At 71.0% G+C, this 17,768-nt stretch carries 14 protein-coding genes; 3 read left to right on the top strand and 11 right to left on the bottom strand.

The genetic code is table 11. The features are described from left to right. Window positions 1-55: 55 nt before the first annotated feature. The 9 genes from AC6JA9_RS40060 to AC6JA9_RS40020 all read right to left on the bottom strand — a co-directional run bounded on the left by AC6JA9_RS40060 (window position 56) and on the right by AC6JA9_RS40020 (window position 10,140). The gene (locus tag AC6JA9_RS40060) at window positions 56-904 is read right to left on the bottom strand and encodes a hypothetical protein (protein ID WP_408888797.1); all 849 of its coding nucleotides are present in this window, start codon (window positions 902-904) and stop codon (window positions 56-58) included. A gap of 75 nt (window positions 905-979) precedes the next feature. After that, window positions 980-2,158: an alkaline phosphatase PhoX gene (locus AC6JA9_RS40055; RefSeq protein WP_497958716.1), complete on the bottom strand. Its 1,179-nt coding sequence runs from the start codon at window positions 2,156-2,158 to the stop codon at window positions 980-982. Window positions 2,159-2,285: 127 nt separating this feature from the next. Continuing rightward, entirely contained in the window at window positions 2,286-4,202 is a 1,917-nt protein-coding gene (locus AC6JA9_RS40050; RefSeq protein ID WP_497958715.1) for a beta-propeller domain-containing protein, read from the bottom strand. A 116-nt stretch (window positions 4,203-4,318) separates the two neighbouring features. Next, window positions 4,319-4,813 carry an endonuclease V gene (locus AC6JA9_RS40045; RefSeq protein WP_497958714.1) on the bottom strand — a complete coding sequence of 165 codons (495 nt, stop codon included), beginning with the start codon at window positions 4,811-4,813 and terminating at the stop codon, window positions 4,319-4,321. A gap of 71 nt (window positions 4,814-4,884) precedes the next feature. Further along, window positions 4,885-6,168 (bottom strand): DUF1444 family protein, encoded by a 1,284-nt coding sequence (locus tag AC6JA9_RS40040; protein ID WP_497958713.1) that lies wholly within the window; start codon window positions 6,166-6,168, stop codon window positions 4,885-4,887. A gap of 12 nt (window positions 6,169-6,180) precedes the next feature. Next, window positions 6,181-6,906, bottom strand: a complete 726-nt coding sequence (locus tag AC6JA9_RS40035) for a c-type cytochrome (protein ID WP_248545456.1) — start codon at window positions 6,904-6,906, stop codon at window positions 6,181-6,183. After that, on the bottom strand, window positions 6,903-8,156 hold the full coding sequence (locus AC6JA9_RS40030) for a YncE family protein (RefSeq protein ID WP_408888801.1): 1,254 nt from the start codon (window positions 8,154-8,156) through the stop codon (window positions 6,903-6,905). Before AC6JA9_RS40030 ends, AC6JA9_RS40035 begins: the two co-directional genes overlap by 4 nt. After that, window positions 8,153-8,779, bottom strand: coding sequence for a hypothetical protein (locus tag AC6JA9_RS40025; protein WP_497958712.1), 627 nt, complete (start codon window positions 8,777-8,779; stop codon window positions 8,153-8,155). Before AC6JA9_RS40025 ends, AC6JA9_RS40030 begins: the two co-directional genes overlap by 4 nt. After that, the gene (locus AC6JA9_RS40020) at window positions 8,776-10,140 is read right to left on the bottom strand and encodes a WD40/YVTN/BNR-like repeat-containing protein (RefSeq protein WP_223783898.1); all 1,365 of its coding nucleotides are present in this window, start codon (window positions 10,138-10,140) and stop codon (window positions 8,776-8,778) included. Before AC6JA9_RS40020 ends, AC6JA9_RS40025 begins: the two co-directional genes overlap by 4 nt. A 240-nt stretch (window positions 10,141-10,380) precedes the next feature. On the opposite strand from AC6JA9_RS40020, the gene AC6JA9_RS40015 reads away from it, so the two are divergent. Both AC6JA9_RS40015 and AC6JA9_RS40010 read left to right on the top strand, forming a co-directional pair. Beyond that, complete coding sequence (locus AC6JA9_RS40015; protein WP_141324262.1) at window positions 10,381-11,598, top strand: cyclic nucleotide-binding domain-containing protein; 1,218 nt, start codon at window positions 10,381-10,383, stop codon at window positions 11,596-11,598. 27 nt (window positions 11,599-11,625) lie between these two features. Then, a complete protein-coding gene (locus tag AC6JA9_RS40010; RefSeq protein ID WP_223783900.1) occupies window positions 11,626-12,804 on the top strand; it encodes a cyclic nucleotide-binding domain-containing protein in 1,179 nt (392 codons plus the stop codon). A 105-nt stretch (window positions 12,805-12,909) separates the two neighbouring features. Here AC6JA9_RS40010 and AC6JA9_RS40005 read toward each other — a convergent pair whose 3' ends face one another. Then, on the bottom strand, window positions 12,910-14,103 hold the full coding sequence (locus tag AC6JA9_RS40005) for an OmpP1/FadL family transporter (RefSeq protein ID WP_248545451.1): 1,194 nt from the start codon (window positions 14,101-14,103) through the stop codon (window positions 12,910-12,912). Between the two features lie 33 nt (window positions 14,104-14,136). Further along, the gene (locus AC6JA9_RS40000) at window positions 14,137-17,025 is read right to left on the bottom strand and encodes a hypothetical protein (RefSeq protein WP_408888805.1); all 2,889 of its coding nucleotides are present in this window, start codon (window positions 17,023-17,025) and stop codon (window positions 14,137-14,139) included. Between the two features lie 192 nt (window positions 17,026-17,217). On the opposite strand from AC6JA9_RS40000, the gene AC6JA9_RS39995 reads away from it, so the two are divergent. After that, window positions 17,218-17,742, top strand: coding sequence for a hypothetical protein (locus tag AC6JA9_RS39995; protein ID WP_223751166.1), 525 nt, complete (start codon window positions 17,218-17,220; stop codon window positions 17,740-17,742). The last annotated feature ends 26 nt before the right edge of the window (window positions 17,743-17,768 follow it).

Raw genomic sequence — 17,768 nt, 5'->3', positions numbered from 1 at the left:
CGCATGACCATCCGTGGTGTGGCCGGAGCGCGCGCGTTTGCGCACGGCCTGACGCTCAGCCGCGCAAGAGGGAGGTGTGGTTGTCCTGAAGCCAGCGTTGCGCGGCGTCCTTCAGGGGGAAGGTGTCCTCCCGTTGAAGGAACGCGGGCGAGTGTCCCGGCGCGCAGCGGCCCTGGGCGTCCAGGCCGTCGCCGTCCTCCTCGTGGAGGTCGGCGTGGAGCATGGAGTGGAAGACGAGGTAGTCCACGACGAAGGCGGGGACGTGGGGCCGGTCCAGCGCGGGGTGGATGCGGATTTCCCTCAGGCGCGCGTCGTAGCCGCCCAGGTGGATGGAGCGCCGGCGGCCCTTCGACGGGCGGCGCGCCCAGCCGATGTCCACCTGGACCCTGTCGTCGAACCAGTCCGCGTTGAGGCGCGACTGGACGGCGCGCAGGTCGAAGCAGCGGCCGCGTGAGCGCAGCGCCTTGCCGGGGCGGCGCTCGCGGCGCACGAGGTCCTGGTGCTCGCGTGCGTAGGCTTCGAGGAGCGCGCCCGCGCTGGCGTCGGAGCGCGCGGCGTAGCGCGCGATGGCGCGCACGACGTCGTCAGGGGCTTCGAGGAAGAGGTGGTGCACGCGCAGCCGCAGGCCCTGGGGGACGCGGCGGAAGCTCACCAGCGTGGCGCGGTTGTCGGTGAGGCGCAGGTGCACGGGCGCGCCGAGGAGCTGTGAGAGACGTCGCGCGAGGCTCGCGGCCTGGAGGAGCGCATCCTCGCGCTCCGGGAGGCGGCGTCCGTCGTGCGGCTCCGCGCGGGGAGGTGACGCCGGCTCGCGAACGGGGCGGGTGCTGGCGCGTGGAAGGGACTCCTCGCGCGCGGGCCCGGCCGGGTCGAACAGTCCGAGCTGTGAGGGGGGCGGGGCTCCCATCGCCCCGAAAAGGTATGCCCGAGAGGGGGGAGGTTTCCAGCGGGATGCTCGTCCGGCTGGTCGCCATGCGACAGGCTATGCGGGACGCGTCGTGAACGGACCCGACACCTCGTACGTCACGCCGCGCCCATCCGTGCCGCGCTGCGAGCTGAGGTAGAGCCGCTTGCCATCGGGGCTGAAGGCCGCGCCCGCCAGCTCCGAACCGGGGTGCCCCACCACCTGGAGGAATGGCGTCACCTTCCGGTCCGGCGTGAGCAGGCACAGCTGCATGTCATCGCCGTCCTCGCAGACGAACACCTCGCGGGCCTTGGACAGGGTGAGGTTGTCCACGCCTCGCAGCGGCGCGCTCGGGTACGTCGCCGCGTCGTAGAGCACCTCGAGCCGGCGGGTCAGCGGCGTGTACGCCCAGACGCGGTTGTCGTGCTTCGTCGTGAAGTACACGATGCCGCCTTCACTCCAGCAGCCCTCGCCGCCGGCGAACACCGTCGTCTCCTTCGCGTTGGCCTGCTGCGCGGCGGACGTCAGCGGCGAGACGGGCACCCAGCGCACCCGCGCGCCCGAGCGTGCATCGCTGATGACCTGCGCGGCCTCCAGCGTGCCCTCCTCGAGCGATGGCCACTTCGCCGACGTGAAGCGATAGAAGCGCCCGGTGGGCGTGTCCTCCGTGAGGTACAGGCGCCGGCCCAGCTCATCCACGGCCGCGGCCTCGTGCACGAAGGCGCCCAGCATGGGCCTCGCCACACCCTGTCCCGGCTTCGTCGGGTCGCACTCCCAGACGAGCCCCTGGCGGTGCTCCTCGCACGACAGCCACGTCCCCCAGGGCGTGGGGCCGCCCGCGCAGTTGAGGTGGGTGCCCGAGAGGATGCGCCACGCGCCCGTGACCTGCCCCTTCGCGTCGAAGCGCACCGAGGACACGCCACCATCTGGGGACACCTCGCTGTTGCTCGCGTAGATCCACCCGCCATCCGGCTGGGCGAAGCAGGCCCCGCCGTCCGGTGCCATGTGCCACACGTAGTCCGTTCCCGGCACCATGTCGCCGCTGCGCGCGATGACTCGGGAGGTGAAGCCACGCGGCAGGCGAAGCCCGTTCGCGTCCGCGACGTCCGCCAGGGCGCCATATGGGCCGATGCCCGGCGTGGGCGGCGCGGCGTACACGTTGCGCCAGAAGCCCAGGCTGCCGAGGGCCAACGTGCCGCCCCCCAGGGCGCCGAATCGCAGGAAGTGACGACGGTGCATGCCCCTGTTGTCGCCCATGTCCTCCGCGAGGGGAAGCGCCACGGAGTGGCGGACGTCGGTGAGGCGACCGTGATGCTCCCGCCATGCAGGCAGGCACCTCGTCGGCCTGCTGCCTTCATGTGCGGACCCACGTTCCCGGGCGGCCTCAGCGTCCCGGCTGCAAGTAGCTCACGCGAGACGACTCCTCCACGGCGCTCTCGGTGACGCGGGCCTCGACGAACTCATAGCCCATCAACGCGAAGACGCGGTCCCGGTAGAAGATGGGGCGCGCGTTGCCGTACCAGTCCGTGCACGACCTGGTGCACCCGTCATCACGAGCCTCCGTGGACGCCTCCAGCGCGCCCAGGCTCGACAATCGCAATCCCGCGTCCACCCGCAGGAAGGACACCTCCGCGGAGCCGTATCTCAAGTGACTCCACGAGCCCCCCTGCATCCGCACGGGCAAGCCCATGACGCCGCCCCCCGTCCCATCCGGCTTGAAGAAGAACCCGTGACTGCGCGTCTCGCCCTGGGTCGCCCCGGGGCGTGAGAGCGAGTCACTCCTCACGGGCCCACCTTCCGTGAGCGCCAGCGTGCTCAACCTCAACCCGAACAAGTCCTGCCCCACCACGAGCGCGCCCGTGCTCCCCAGCGGCTCCAGCCGCGTCACCGAGTGCTCCAGCACCAACCGATGCACGTCCGAGGGCACGCGCACGTCCGTCACCCACACCGCGTGCTCACCTCGACTCGAACCCTGATTCGTCGCATCGCCCGAACCCCACAGCACATGGTTCCCCACGAAGCGATTGCGCAGCGTGCCCGTCACCGGTCCCGGCAGCACCGTGAAGTGCTCCGCGCGCAGCCCGTGCAGCTCCGCGTCGAACGCCGCCACCGGCGCACGCAGGAGCGCGAAGCGTCCATCCCCCCGCGTCAGCTCCGGCCCCCACATCGAATCGCCCTGGCCCGTGGCCACGAGCAGCGCATCCAGATGTCCATCCTCGTCCTGCCGGAACGAGAACTGGTCGATGGGCGCACCCCGCGCACGAAGCGCCCCAGGCTCGCCGCCATCCAACGGCAACCGATACACCACCGAGTCTGGAGTCGTGCTCCGCACCCCGCCCTCCACCGTCCACCACTCGAACCCCGGAGACACCCACAGGTACACGGCGTCCCGCGACACGTAGAAGGTCCGCGAGACGGGCGCCATCAACGCGCTGGCCGTGCACGTGAACTCCGCCGCGTCCAGGTCACAACGCACCACCGTGTGCAGCATCGGCTGCAACGTGGTCTGCACCGGCTTGAACACCTCCAGTCGCGAGAGGATGGGGCGCCAGGCCGTCGTCTCGTTGCCGCGCACCCACGCGCGCGTGGACGGCAGCGACACCGTGCCGCCCGACAGGGGATGATAGGGCAGGTAGAACACCAACGTGCCGCCCACCAACCGGCTCGTGTAGTTGCGGCTGGAGTAGTAGTCGCTCGAGCTGAGGAAGTGCGTGGCCTCGTGGGTCAACCCGCCCGCGTCGTCCAGGCGGAACAGGCCCAGCTCGGTCGCGTTCACCGATGCGCTGTAGCCCACGACGACGATGCGCCGTCCGTACACCAGCATCTCGTCGTACCAGGTGCCTCGGGTGAAGCCCGGCGCGTGCGCGTCCACCTGCGTCACCGGCTCCAGCACGCCCTCCCCCTGGCGCACCGTGAAGAGCCGTCCCCGCCGCAGCACCACGAACCAGTCCCCCACCGCCTTGACGATGTCGCCCTCGTCGACGCCGGCCTCCTGGTTGTGGGTGATGGAGGGCTCCGACTCGTCGGGTGTCTGCGGGGACGGCTCTCCGTCCGCGTGCTCACCGCCGCAGCCGATGACGGGGCCGCCTCCCGTGGCCAGACTCGAGCGGATCGCCTCCACCCGCGCCAGGTGCGCGTCGAGCTCCGCCTCCGAGCTGAAGCGCTCCAGCCGCGTGAAGGTGATGGACTCCACCTCCGCGCGCGTGAGGGCGCGAGGCTCCGGGGGACACGCCGAGATGACGAGGGCGAGCAGCAACCCCGTCACCAGATGATGACTCCGAGGACGACGCGATGGGCGCATGGGTCCGCCCATCCAGCAAGGCCCATACCAGGGGTGTGGAACTCGGCCTCAGAGCGACAGTCACTCGTGGAGGACACGGCGCAGGCGCAGGGGCGCGACGCGCGTGTCAGGGGCGCTCACGACTCGCGGCACAGCCGGTCCACGCGGCCCAGCAGGGTGGGTATGCGCGAGGCGCCGTGCATGCGCTGGATGGACTCGGCGGCGGCGGTGGTGCTCAGGCCCACCGCGCTGACGAACAGCGGGCGCTGGCTCTGGCCGCGCAGCACCGGCAGGGCGACGTCGCTGGAGTGGAAGGACGTCTTGGCCACGCCGATGACGGGGACGGCGCGCCCCAGCACCTCATGCAGGTGGGCTCCCAGCCCCGGCTTGTCCTGGCCGAGCCAGACGTAGCCGTCGACGACGATGGCCTCCAGCGGCTGGGTCACCAGGGCGAGCACGCGCAAGAGGTGGGGCAGCTCCCGGCGGTAGAACTGGCCGGGCTCGTACTCCGCCGCGCGAGGCCCGCGGTCCACATGGTGCCCGGCCTCCACACCGTCCACCCAATCGCGAAACAAGACGCACGCGGCCACGGTGAGGTCTTCGCGGTAGTCCACGTCCACGCAGGCGAGCATCTCGTCATCTCCTCGGTGTGAAACGGCCCGCCGCGGACGCACGGGCCGGAGGCCGGCTGACCTCGCTCGACTCAGGGGTCGACGATGCTGCCGGGGTCGACCTTCGCGGCGCGCAGCTTCTCGAGCACGGCGTCGTCCGGCCAGGACAGCGTCCGGTGTCGCGGAGGCCACGCCCCGGGCACGGGCGTCAGGCAGTGGCCCGCCAACCGGAGCACGTCGGCGAAGGGCACCATGCACAGCTCGTCCGAGCCCTCCTGGGCCGCCTCGACGATGACCACGTCCGTCTCCGGCAGCATCGAGTCCACCTCGCGGGCCCAGCTGCACCAGGAGATGGGCCGGCTGTCCCGCTCGCGCACGATGACGCTGAAGCTGGGGACGAACACGTCCAGCTCGCTCGACTGGTGCTGGGCCTCGAGCAGCGCCTTCTGCTCGCCGTACTCGACCATGGCGAAGCGCACGTGGTTGCCGCGGATGCGCTGCGCGAGCGCGTCGTCACCCGGGCGCCGGTACGGCACCACGCGGCCCGCGTCATCCACCGTGTAGAGCGCGAAGGAGATGCCGCGCGAGCTCGCCTCGTGCTCCCGCTCGGCCACGTCGCACAAGCGCTCCAGCATGACCGGGTCCTGGTCCCCGGTGATGAGCATCATGGAGCGCGTGGGGATGGCGGCCACGGGGCGCCCCTTCACCTTGCCCGCGAAGGACGCGAGGAAGCCCGGCAGGAGCAGCCGCGACGCCTCGTAGGTGTCGTTCGAGTCCACCGACCACAGCGGGCTGGGGCGCTCCTCCTGCAGCTCCACGCCCACGTCGCGCAGGGTGTCCAGGTGGGCGTACGCGGCCTGGAAGGCCTCGTCCACGCTGACGCCCCACTGCTCCAGCAGGTCGGGCTGCACGTACATGCTCGTCTCCGGCAGGTCGACCACCAAGAGCTCGCGCAGGAAGGGGATGGTGCGCCGCTCCACCATGAAGCTGGAGGCGTGCGCGCCCGTCGGCATCTGGCCGCCGAACGAGGCCGCGCGCGGCACGGGCAACAGCCGCTCGCGAGCCTCCTCCCAGGTGAGCGAGCTGCCACTCGGGCTGGAGATGGCGCTGATGAAGCGCTCGATGATGCGCGTGCGCTCCTCGGGAGAGACCTCGCGCGTCTCCGCGAAGAGGTTCTCCAGGTACGTGCGCATCTCCTTGCCGTGGTACAGGAAGCTCAACCCGTACTCGCCCGGCAGGCGCGTCACCTGCGACACGGCGGGGTCGGCGTTCAACACCGACTCCGTCTCGCGCAGCAGGTACTCCCGAGGGTCCACCGCCGCCTGCGTGTCCTCGACCTTCTTCCCGAACCCGAACAGCTTCTTGAAGAAACCCATGCGGGTTTCCTACTACAGCCCCAGGTACGTCAGCAGCGCTCCCATGTCCGCATCGGAGAGGGCCTCCAGGCTGTAGGCGGGCATGTTGCCGCCGATGTGGAAGAACTGGCCGTGTCTCACCTTCTCGATGACGACGAGCGAGTGGGGGATACCCGGGAAGAGCTCGTCGTAATCCCGCGTCACCTCCGGCAGGATGGAGGCCAGCTCCGTCAGGCGCCCCGCGCCTGTATGGAGTTCACCGTGGCATTCCTGGCAGGCCGCGCGATACACGGTTTGTCCGCGCTCCATGCTGCCGCGAGGCACCTCGACGATGTCCTTCACCACGGTGTAGGGCAGGGCGGGCGCCTGGGCATCCGGGCTGATGCTCACCAGGTACTCGTACAGCGCGCGGCTCTGGGGCGAGTCCACCGGCAGCGGCTGCACGCCTCGCATGAAGCTGACGTAGCAGAAGTTCACCGCGTCCAGCAGGTTCGTCTCGTAGCCGCCCCACCAGTCCGGACGCGACACCACGTTGTGCAGCGTGTAGCCGGAGTCCATGCGGCCATCGAGCGGCGTGGGCGTCGTCGCGTGACAGGTGGCGCAGGAGAAGGCGTTGAACTGGCTCTCCGACAGGCGCGCGTCGCGGAACAAGAGCTCGCCGTACTCCGCCGCGGTGGGCGGCTCGGCCTCGTCACCACACGCGGAGGTGAACAGCGCGAGCGCCACGCAGGGCCACAGCTTCCAGGACGCGCGGCTCATCGTCGACCTCCGAGGATGCTCACCGAGTCCGGGAAGATGCCCACGCGCACGGTGTTCACCACCGCGCCGTCGGCCAGGTTCACCGCGTGCAGCGTGCCGGGGCCCACGTGGTCGCCCTCGCAGACGACGAGCGCGTGGCTGCCATCCGGCGTCAGCGTCGCTTGATGCGCGTTGAGACAGCCCTCGGGCGCCAGGTCGATTTCGCGCTGGATGTTGCCTGTGGCCGCGTCGATGACGAGCAGCGCCTCCACGCCCTGGTACGGCACGTAGAGCGTCTTCCCGTCCTGGCTGAAGTCCCCGAACATGGGCGCGCCCGCGAGGCGAATCGTGCGCGCGGCGTTCATCGTGTTCGTCGCGGACTCCAGCACCTGCAGCTCGCGGCTCGCCATGGAGCTGACCCAGACATCGCCCGTGGTGGGCGACATCGTCAGTGCGTAGGGCTGGTGTCGGGGCGCGATGGCGGTGCCCGCGCCGGGGGCCACCTTCACGCGCCGGGGCTTCTCGGTGAGCGCGGTGAGGTCGACGATGGCCACCTCGTCGGACCAGCAGGCGATGTACGCGGTGCGCTCGTCCGGGGACAGGCGGATGGCGTGCGGCGCCGGGCACACCTCAAGCATGGCCTTCCGGGTCATCGTCTCCGCGTCGATGATGGCCAGCCGCGCGTGCATCTCCTCCTCGGTGCCGCCGCGCCGCGCCACCTCGACAATCTTCAGCGTGTCGAAGTGCGACTGGTACAGCGTCTTGCCGTCCTTGCTGACGATGACGTCGCCAGGGTTGGGGTCCACGCGCACCGCGCCGACCCGCCGGTTGTCGCGCGCGTCCAGCTTCAGGCAGTAGCCGTCATCCGAGCCCGTGCCGTGCGCGCCGTGAGGCCCCGAGCCGCCGCCCGGCACGTAGTTGGAGATGCCCACGTAATAGAAGGCGCCGTCCGGTGACACCGCCGTGTGGTGGGGGCCCTCCAGCTCCACCGGGTTGAGCCCCACCGGCACGCGCGCCAGCTCCCGCCAGCCCGGCGCGGTGGCGCCATCCAGTTCCAACAGACTCACGGTGTCATCCAGGCTGTTGGTCACCAGGACGCGTCCGCCCGGACCGGGAGGGGGCACGGTGCTGCCCTCGGTCCACGGCGTCTCGTGCTCGTACTGAAGGCCGTCCGGGGGCTTCACGCCGTCGAAGGGACTCTTCTCCTCGGAGCAGGCGCCGAGCAGCAGTCCCAGCGCGGGCACCCACGCGCGCGCGAGTCGTCGCGTCATGGCGCCTCCGGCTCGATGCGGAAGGTGACGGGCTGGGCCAGGAGGTACGGCCCTTCCTGGATGCGGTTCTGGAGCAGGTACGCGCTCGTCACCTGCACGGACAGGTCCTTGCCGGCGTTGGCCTTGAGCGTGTCCCACGTCGCGGCGTCGAGCTGCCAGGACAGGTTCGAGGTGAGCATCTCCACCGGGCACTCGCGCCCGGGCACCGTCACCTGCACCCAGTAGATGTCCCCGGTGAAGGGCGGCAGGTGCGCGTGCGCGGTGGGCAGCAGCCACTGTCCCACCGTCGCCAGCATCGTGCGCGCGGTGTCGAGGGGGCTCGCGGGCCTGGAGCGGGGCAGCGCCTGGGCGAGCGACGAGTCCCACGTCCACGTCGGCGCCGCCGCGTCGAAGGCATAGCGCGTGTTGCTCTGGGGCGAGGACAGCGCCGTGGCCTCCTCGTCCGCCTTCGCCAGGTTCCGTGCGTCCACGAGCGCTCGCCAGGCCTCGTCCGTGGCGTCTCCTCCGTAGAGTGGCTCGCCACACTGGGAGCCGGTGGGCTCGTCGTCACCGCAGGCGGAGGTCAGGGCCAGCAGGGCGGCCGCGGAGGTGGTCCAGAGGAGGCTTCGCGAGAGGGGCTTCATGGGAGGGGACCTGTCGTGGAGTGCACACGCCGCCGACCACGGCGCAGCAGGGTGAAGAGGGACAGCAACATCAGCAGCGGCGCCATGTTCCCACCCATCGCCCCGCAGCCTCCCGACCCCTTGGGACCAGGCGGGGGTTCAGGAGTGGAGCCTGCATCGGGGGTTCCCGCGTCGGGCGCTCCCGCGTCGGGCGTGCCCGCGTCCTCGGGTGTCGGCTCCTCGACGCCGCCATCCGGATACAGCGGCGCGCCGAGCTGCTCGGCCAGCTGGGGCCAGCGGCTGGGGCAGAGGTCCCGCACCGGCGTGCCACGCGGACAGTGGTGCGTGCCCTGGATTTCGTAGAGGCCGAACAGGTGCTCCCACGTGCTGCCCTGGTCGGTGCTGCGCGCGAGCGCCCAGTCGTGCAGCCACGTGGAGCCGCAGCCGTAGAGCGTGTCGCCCTGGCGCAGCACGCACGCGTTGCCCGTGGGCAGCGTCAGCATGTCCAGCGGGCCCGTGGAGGGGCCGCGGAAGAAGTGGTTGAGCGTGCCGACCCACGTCGTCTTGCCGTCGGCGGACAGCTCCATGTTGATGAAGACGTCCTGGATTTCGGAGACGTTGACGAACGTCTCGCCGCCGTCGTCGCTGCGCAGCATGAAGGTGGAGCCCTGCGACGACACGCGCGCCCACACGATGTCCGCCGACACCGGGTCCGCCGCCTCCACCATCAAGTCGTAAGGCAACAAGAGCGGCGCCAGCGTGTGCACCACCTCGCGCCACGTCTCTCCCGCGTCGTCGCTGCGCAGCAGGAGCATCCGGCCCTCCTCCTTGCCCGTCGCGTACAGGCGCTGGGGGTTCGCCGGGGACACGCGCACCGCGTTGAGCACCAGGCCCTGGCGCAGCAGGGGAGAGGGGGCCCACGTCTCGCCGCCGTCCTGGGAGCGGTACAGGCCATTGGGCCTGCCGTGCCGCGAGGTGACGACGTACAGCACGCGGTCATCGGTGGGGTGCGCCGCGAGGCCGGAGACCCAGGTGTCCTTGAAGTAGGGGTGCGTGTTCCACGAGCAGCCGCCGTCGGGGGAGCGCAGCAGCGCGCTGCCCGTGGCCGCCATGATGTCGCCGGCCTCACGCCACAGGTAGGCCGTGGGGTTCCAGCCGCCGTAGCCCATCGCGTCCGGGCATATCCACCGGAACGTCTTGCCAGCGTCGCGCGAAATCACCGCGCCGAACGTCGCGCCCAGGAAGAAGTCCTCCGGGTGGCCTCGGCGGAGGGTGACGTTGGACGTCTCGGGCAGGCCCGCGTGGGCGCTCGCCGTCGTCCCGGCGCACACGGCCAGCAGGCAGAGGACCTGGCTCCAACGGTGGGGGTGCTGATGCGACATGACGGGGCTCCCGGGATGGTGACGGCCCATCCCGGACCTTAACGATTGGGCCTCCCACATATAGCGGAGGGTTTCGTGCGGACGGGTGCGGCGCTTTGCCACCCCACCCCACGTGGCGGTGGTGTGGGCGGAAGGTTTTGCAGCCACCACTTCACGGGTGCGGGTGACCCGTGGGGGACTCGCCTCGTGGCGGCCGGTCTGCTACGCACGACGCAGACTTGTGGCAGGGGGGAGCACGACATGGCGGGGGCCGCGGAGAGGTCCGACCTCATTCCCGAGGAGGGCGCCCGGGGGCGACGTCTGCCCATGGGTGGCCCTGCACGTTCGGTGTGGGAGGCGGTGATGCAGGGAGCGGTGGACGTGGCGGTGCGGGCCTACGAGGACCTGTCCCCCGGGCAGCGCGAGCGCGTGCTGGTGGACTCCGCGAACGTGCCCGCACAGGCGCGCACGGCGCTGGTGGACGTGCTGCGGCGGGCCCGGGACTTCGCGGGCGCGGCGCGGCTCCTGGAGGCCCAGGGCGCGGACGCCGAGGCCGCGACGCTGCATGAGCAGGCGGGCTCGTTGCTGATGGCGGCGGAGGCGTGGCTTCGCGCGGGAGAGCCCGCGAGAGCGGCGGCGGCCTTCGAGCGCGGCGGCGCGCTGGAGCGGGCGCTGGAGCTGTACCGCTCCCTGGAGGCGCGCGAGTCCATGGCGCACTGCCTGACGCGGCTGCAGCGTCCCCTGGAGGCCGCGGAGGTGTACCACGCGCTGGGCTACGCGCACGCGGAGCTGGAGGCGCTGCGCGGCGTGCCGTCCGAGCACCCCCGCCGACGCGAGGCGGTGCTGCGCATGTGCGCGCTGCTCGACGAGCAGGGGGAGTCCATGCGCGCGCTGGTGCTGCTGGCGGATGCGCGGCAGGAGTCCGCGGCCGCGCGCGAGGACGAGGTGCTCAAGGCCGAGCACCTGCGGCTGCTCCGGCACCTGGGCTTGAGTGATGGCTCGCCCGCGTCCGGGGAGTCCTCGTCGCCGGTGGCCGAGCGGCCGGGCGCGACGCCCGACGGGTACGAGTACCTCAAGGCGATTCCCATCTTCGGGGAGCTGGCGCTGGAGGACCTCAAGGACCTCTACCGCGTGGCGCGGCAGGTGGTCATCCCCGAGGACACCACGGTGCTGGAGAAAGGCGCGCGGGGCACGGGGCTCCTGGTGCTGCTGGAGGGCACGGTGGAGGTGTCGAGCGGTCCGGGGCCGGACGCCCGGCGGCTCAACACGCTGGGGCCCGGCGCGTGGCTGGGGGAAATCTCCCTCATCCTGGATGGGCCCACGTCCGCGCACGTGCGCTCCAGCTCCACGGTGAGGGCCCTGCGTGTGACGCGCGCGGACTTCCAGCACTACCTGGCCACCCACGAGGCGGCGGCCCTGCGCATCTACCGGCTGTTCACCCACAACCTGGCGGAGCGGGTGCGGGTGCTCAGCACGTAGGACGCGCGGGGACGGTAGGATGGCGGGATGGCGGACACGCGTGTCGAGGGGAGGGCGCGGGCGGTCCAGCTCGCCCGGCAGGGCCAGCTGGAGGCGGCGCTCGCCGAGTACCAGGCGCTCTTGAAGCACGCCCCCGACGACGCGGAGGTGCGCCAGCAGGTGGCGGAGCTGCTCGAGTGGCTCGGCCGTACGAGCGACGCCGCGGCCGCGCACGAGGCCGCCGCGCTGGCCTGGGCCAAGGCGTTGCAACCCCTGCGCGCGGTGGCCGCGTGCGTGGCCCTGGGGCGCCTGGGGGCGCCGGCCTCCGTGAGGGCGCGCACCCAGGCGGCGCTGGCCGAGCGCTTCGCGCTGTGCTCGGAGGCGTGTGAGGACGGCGTCTCGGGGCTCTTCTCCCGGCTGGGCCGCGAGGACTTCGTCGCGCTGGTGGACGTGCTCCAGGCGCGCGCCTTCTTCCCCGGCCAGCCGGTGGTGCAAGAGGGCGAGGCGGGCGCGTCCATGTTCGTGCTGGTGGAGGGCCGCGCGGACGTCGCGCGCGCGCTGGAGAACGGGGAGCGCGCCGTGGTGGGCGCGGTGGCGCCCGGGGACGTCTTCGGCGAGCTGGCGCTGGTGTCCGAGGGTCCGCGGCTGGCGAGCGTCGTCGTCACCGAGCGCGCGGTGCTGCTGGAGCTGACGCGGGAGGCGCTCTCGTCCGTGTCCGCGCGCCAGCCGCGCGTGGCGCGGGTGGTGGAGGACTTCTACCGGCGCAGGCTGGTGGACAACCTCTTGCGCAGCAACCCGCTGCTCAGCCGGCTGACGCCCGCGCAGAAGGCCGCGCTCAGCCTGGACTTCAGCCTGCGCCCCATCGCCGAGGGCGAGGTGCTGCTGACACAGGGGCAGCCGGGTGACGCCTTCTACGTGCTCCTGCGTGGACGGTGCACGCCGTGGCTGCTTCATCCGGATGGCCGACGGGTGGCGCTGGCGGAGCTGCACGAGGGGGACGTGTTCGGCGAAATCTCCCTGCTGCTCGACAAGCCGGTGTCCGCGACGGTGCGCGCGGAGGGCGTGGGCGTGGTGCTGCGGCTGCCTCGCGCCGCGTTCGAGAAGCACCTGCTCAGCCAGCCGGGCCTGAAGGGGCAGCTGATGCGCATGGGCACCGAGCGGCTGCAGCGCTCCGCGCGCGTGCTGGCGTCGGGCCGCGTGCTGCACGACGGTGACCTGCGCGTCTGAAGCGCGGGCCTCTGAAACGACGACGCCCGGGCTCCCCATGCGGGAGACCCGGGCGTGTCGCGACGCGGCCGGCCCGACGGAGCGGACCGGCGCGGCGTCAGCCGACTACATGGAGTAGCCGAGCGTCAGGCCGAACACGTGCGCGGAGCCGTTGTAGACGCCGGACATGCCCGGGGCCGAGCTCTCCTTGTCGGAGAGGCTGACGAACTGGTACGCGAAGTCCGCGCGCAGCCCGTTCCAGTTGTAGCCGAGGCCACCGGACACGCCGAAGCGGTTCGCGTCCGGCAGGTCCGGCGTCAGCGTGCTGCCCGGGCTGGGGGCCGGGTCGTAGATGAGGCCGGCGCGGACCTGGAAGGCCTGCGTCACGCCGTACTCGGCGCCCAGGTGGTAGTTCCACTTCGCGCGCCACTGCTTGGGCAGCGGGTTGTTGATGGCCGGGTTGTCCGGGAACTCGATGGCGAGCTCCTGGAACGAGGACCAGTCCACCCAGTTCGCGTCGAAGGCGATCTTGAGATTTTCCAGCGGCGTGACGGCGATGCCCGCGGCGATGGTGGCCGGCAGCGTGACGTCACCCTGCACGCGCGTGTCCGGCAGGCGCGTCTGGAACTCCACCGGCACGTTCTGGAAGTCCGCCTGGCCCTTGAACGACAGGTCCGCAGCGCTGCGGTAGTGCAGGCCGAACGTCACCAGCTTGGGCCACAGCACGGCCTGGACGCCGATGTTGTAGCCCCAGCCCCAGTCGCTGCCGCCCAGGTGCACCTGGCCCTCGGACTCGACGAAGCCCAGGGCGCGCTTGAGCTCCAGGGTGGAGCGGTAGATGTTGATGCCGCCGCCCACGCGGAAGCGCTCGTGGAGCTGGTACGCCGCCGTCGGGTTGATGTTGTAGACGGACAGCGCGGACTCCTGGGCGCGGAAGCGGCCCACGAACCCATCCTCCCAGCGGCTGCGCGCGCCGAAGGGCGTGTAGATGCCCAGACCCACCGCGGCCCGGTCGAACGGCTTGTAGACCAGGAACAGGTGCGGCGGAGGCGACAGGGTCGTCTTCTGACCCTGCTCGGTGCCGTTGTCGGGCGTGAACTTGATGGCCGGCAGGATGCCGGTGTCACCAATCTGCACGTCCAGCTTGTTCACACCGAGGATGTTCGCGGCGTTCGAGTAGATGGCCGACGAGTCGTCCAGCCACGCGGCCGCCGCGTTGCCCATGCCCGAGGAGCGGGCGCTCTGGGTGTTGATCTGAAAGCCGGCCGCCTGGGAGCTACCCGCGGCCAGGAGCGCGACGAGGGACAGTGTCTTCTTCATGTGAGTCATTCCCCTATTTCCTGTCCGTCAGGACTACTCGTTCGCCGTGCCCGTGTTGAGGAACTGGATGACCTGGGCCTGGGCCGTGTCACGCACGCTCCGGAGGAACGCGTTGCCCGGGTCCTGCGCGTTGATGATGAGCAGGAACGCGTGGCGGGCGGACGTGGGCAGCGGGTCGATCTGCGCCATGTAGCTCTGCACCGTGCGCGTCGCGCCCGTGCGGTTGGCGGACGCGATGAGGCCCTGCGTCACCGGGTTCGGAATCACCTCGTCACCCTGGATGTACTGGATGAACGCCTCGCGGCCCTCGGGGGCCTTGTCGAAGTTCTCCAGGTACCAGCCGTAGTTGCGCGGCGCGGCCGGGTCCAGGATGGTGCGCGCCAGGACGATGAACTCATCGAAGCCGGGGGTGCCGGAGACGCGGCCCACGGACTCGAGGAAGGACAGGAAGCCCTCGCGGCGCGCGGCGAACGTCGGGTTGGTGGACGTCAGCAGCGTGTCCACCAGGTCGCCGCCCGGGACGTTGAGGGCGACGCGGCGCATGCGCTCGTTGACGGACGCGGACAGGGTGCCCTGGAAGCCGCCCAGGCTCTGGCCCACGTAGTCCACCGTGGTGGCGTTGATGTAGTTGCCCTCGGACATCTGGTTGAGCATGCCGCGCAGGCCGTCGCTCGCCAGCACGCGCGTGAACTGGGAGATGTCCAGCACGTGGTGACGGAAGTTGTCGCGCGTGGCGAACAGGTTGGTGAGGTTGAGGAAGTTCCAGCTGGAGACGACCGGGGGGCTGCCCGCGGAGGCGCGGCGGAAGTCGCCACCCTCGCACTTGCCGGTGTTGAGGCACACGCCCTGGCCGGCCGCGGCGCACGTGGCGTCACCGCCACCCACCGGGTTGCAGGCGATGGCCGTGTCCGGCGCGACGCAGCGGCCGAAGGTGGCGCTGCCCGGCGTCACGTCGCAGGTGCCGGTGGAGCAGGCCATGTCGGGCGTGGTGATGGGGCCCGTGCCGGAGGCGGCGGTGATGCCCGCGCAGCTGGTGCGCTCGCCGTGGAACACGGTGTCGATGGCGGCGACCGCGTAGCCGGCCTCGTTGAGCTTGTTGGTGATGGCCAGCGCGTCGGTGCGGTTGCCGCCCAGGCCGTGGCCGAAGACCACCGTCTTGTAGCCGCCCGCGGGAGCGGGCGTGGCCGGCAGGATGAGCAGGAACGGGATGTGGTCCAGGTGCTGGGGACGCGCGGGGTTGAGCGCGCCGTTCACGTCATCCAGGAGGAAGGGCGACAGGAACGTGCCCGCGAGCGCGCGGCCCACGTGCTGGTGCTCCAGGCTGAGCGCCTCCATGGCGCCGATGATGTTGGCCGTCTGGTCCACCAGCGACACCGGGGAGTCCGGCAGCGGCGAGGCGGGCACCTTGTGCAGCGAGTCCAGCACGGTGTGCGTGCTCTGGGTGGTGAAGGCCCACGCCAGCAGGATGTCCTTGCGCGCGATGCCGTTGGCGGCCAGCGCGTCGAACAGGGGCTTCATGGCGGCGCGAGCGGGCTCCACCGCGGCGGCGGTGGCGTCCGGCACGGCCGAAATCTGGCTCTTGCCGTCCACGAACAGCGGCGAGGCGAGCTTCATCAGGGCCTGGGCCGCGGGGACCGCGACGGCGCGGGCCTTGGCGCCCTCGGCGGCCTGCTCCTTCACGCCGCGCAGCACCACCACGGCGTACTGGCTGGCGGGGTCGAGCGGAATCTCGGGGATGATCTGCAGCTGCTGGGGCGCGGGGTCCGCGGCCGAGCCGTCCCGCTTGGAGCTGGACGCGCAGTTGATGCAGACCTTGACCTTGGGCTGGCTGCCGCCCGGGGTCAGCTTGACGAACAGCACCTGCTTGCCCAGCGCGACGGTGGCCGGGTCGACCTTGAGGTCCGCCTCGATGATGCCGCGGGTGGGGCCGTTCTCGGAGATGATGGGGGCCGTGGTGGACCAGCCATCCAGGGTGTTCAGGCCCTTGATGAGGTCCTGCACCGTGCCCGTGCCCGGGGGGACCGGCAGGTTCAGGCGCGCGGGGGCGGTGGCCGTGCGCGGCACGCGCAAGAGGTCGTTGGGGAAGGGGATGATGCTGTTCGTGGGGTCGAACGTCATCTCCGGCTGGTTCATGATGCTGAACGTCCAGGCCAGCACCAGGTCGTTGCGGTCCAGGCCGTTCTGCGCGGACACCAGGTCCAGCAGGGGCGCGTAGCCGCGGCGCATCTGCTCCAGGCGCTTGGCGCTGTTGAGCTGGTCCGCCAGGCGCGCGGCGGGGTCACGCTCCGAGGACGGGATGAGCTCGGTGGCCAGCGTGCAGTTGTCGGAGGCCAGGTTGTTGTCGGGACAGTTGACCAGCGGAAGCGTGGAGCTGGCGAGCGACCAGGTGGCGGTGCCGATGATGGACTTGCCGTCCTTGGTCTTCACGCCCTTGTCGCCGCCCACGATGACGACGGCGTACTTGCCGCCCTTGGGCCAGCCCTGGGGCTGCGGCGGGATGACGGTGATCTGGTTCGTCGCCTCGCGGTAGCCGATGGTCGGCGTCACCGGGCCGGTGACGGCCGCGGACAGGTTGATGAACTTGACCGTCGACGCGTTCACCGTCTCCGGGTTCAGGTTCTTCACCACCGTGGTGGCGATGGCCGTCGTCGGGAAGCCGTTGAGCGTGTTGAGGTAGTCCCGCGTGAACTCCTGCTCCGCGGCGGGCGTGTTCGGGTTGGCCGGAGCGTTGACGATGGGGTCGCCATTGGCATCCACCCCCATGGCCAGGTCATTCGGAGAGGGGACGACGGCAGGCGACGCGGAGGGGTCGAACTCCGCGACCTGGACGTCGGCCGGGTCGACCGCCGGGTCCTGCGCGATCTCTGGATCACACGCTACCGTGCCCAGGGCCAGAGCCCCGAGGAACAACGCCTTTTTCATGGATACAACCCCCTCCGAGTCCAGGATTGGACTGCAGGACTAGGTGACAGTCGCGTGGCGTACCACGTAAGTGGGTTGGCCGAAAGCGATGGGACTTGACGCGTCGTGTCAGTCATGCACGACCGTATGCCCGGGTGGCACCGTCTGTCATTGACACACTGCGCCGGGCTCGAACACCGGTACGCTCAGCGGATGAACCGACTGCTGAGTGTGCTGGTGACGTGCGTGGCGATGGTGGCGTCGGCCCAGGAGGCCGGAGGGCTGACGTGGACGGCGCCGAAGGAGTGGGAAGCGCAGGGTGAGCGGCCGATGCGCGCGGCGACGTACAAGCTGCCGGCGGCGAAGGGCGACGCGGAAGGGGGGGAGCTGGCGGTGTTCTACTTCGGCCAGGGCCAGGGCGGCGCGGTGGACGCCAACGTGAAGCGGTGGCTGGGCCAGTTCCAGACGGCGGACGGCAAGCCGGTGGACAAGGTGGCCAAGACGAAGACGGAGAAGCTCAACGGCATGCCGGTGACGACGGTGGACGTGAAGGGCACGTACGCGGGCGGCGGCCCGATGATGGGCCCGTCCACGCCCAAGCCCGGCTACCGGCTGTTGGGCGCCATCGTGGAGGGGCCCGAGGGCGCGCTGTTCTTCAAGCTCACCGGGCCGGAGAAGAGCGTGGCGGCGTCTGAGAAGGCCTTCCGCAAGCTGCTCGAGTCCGTGAAGAAGAAGTAGCGGGGCTGCCCGCGTGAGACATGTTT

The sequence above is a fragment of the Myxococcus sp. MH1 genome, assembly GCF_059738865.1.
The sequence above is the reverse complement of the archived record's forward strand: the minus strand, read 5'-3'. Positions and strand labels throughout refer to the sequence as shown.

Excerpts from the sequence above, each read along its gene's own strand:
- AC6JA9_RS40040 (WP_497958713.1), bottom strand. The coding sequence starts at position 6,168 with ATGGGTTTCTTCAAGAAGCTGTTCGGGTTCGGGAAGAAGGTCGAGGAC.
- AC6JA9_RS40005 (WP_248545451.1), bottom strand. The coding sequence starts at position 14,103 with ATGAAGAAGACACTGTCCCTCGTCGCGCTCCTGGCCGCGGGTAGCTCC.
- AC6JA9_RS40020 (WP_223783898.1), bottom strand. The coding sequence starts at position 10,140 with ATGTCGCATCAGCACCCCCACCGTTGGAGCCAGGTCCTCTGCCTGCTG.
- AC6JA9_RS40000 (WP_408888805.1), bottom strand. The coding sequence starts at position 17,025 with ATGAAAAAGGCGTTGTTCCTCGGGGCTCTGGCCCTGGGCACGGTAGCG.
- AC6JA9_RS40015 (WP_141324262.1), top strand. The coding sequence starts at position 10,381 with ATGGCGGGGGCCGCGGAGAGGTCCGACCTCATTCCCGAGGAGGGCGCC.
- AC6JA9_RS40060 (WP_408888797.1), bottom strand. The coding sequence starts at position 904 with ATGGGAGCCCCGCCCCCCTCACAGCTCGGACTGTTCGACCCGGCCGGG.
- AC6JA9_RS40035 (WP_248545456.1), bottom strand. The coding sequence starts at position 6,906 with ATGAGCCGCGCGTCCTGGAAGCTGTGGCCCTGCGTGGCGCTCGCGCTG.
- AC6JA9_RS40045 (WP_497958714.1), bottom strand. The coding sequence starts at position 4,813 with ATGCTCGCCTGCGTGGACGTGGACTACCGCGAAGACCTCACCGTGGCC.
- AC6JA9_RS40010 (WP_223783900.1), top strand. The coding sequence starts at position 11,626 with ATGGCGGACACGCGTGTCGAGGGGAGGGCGCGGGCGGTCCAGCTCGCC.
- AC6JA9_RS39995 (WP_223751166.1), top strand. The coding sequence starts at position 17,218 with ATGAACCGACTGCTGAGTGTGCTGGTGACGTGCGTGGCGATGGTGGCG.
- AC6JA9_RS40055 (WP_497958716.1), bottom strand. The coding sequence starts at position 2,158 with ATGGGCGACAACAGGGGCATGCACCGTCGTCACTTCCTGCGATTCGGC.
- AC6JA9_RS40050 (WP_497958715.1), bottom strand. The coding sequence starts at position 4,202 with ATGCGCCCATCGCGTCGTCCTCGGAGTCATCATCTGGTGACGGGGTTG.
- AC6JA9_RS40025 (WP_497958712.1), bottom strand. The coding sequence starts at position 8,779 with ATGAAGCCCCTCTCGCGAAGCCTCCTCTGGACCACCTCCGCGGCCGCC.
- AC6JA9_RS40030 (WP_408888801.1), bottom strand. The coding sequence starts at position 8,156 with ATGACGCGACGACTCGCGCGCGCGTGGGTGCCCGCGCTGGGACTGCTG.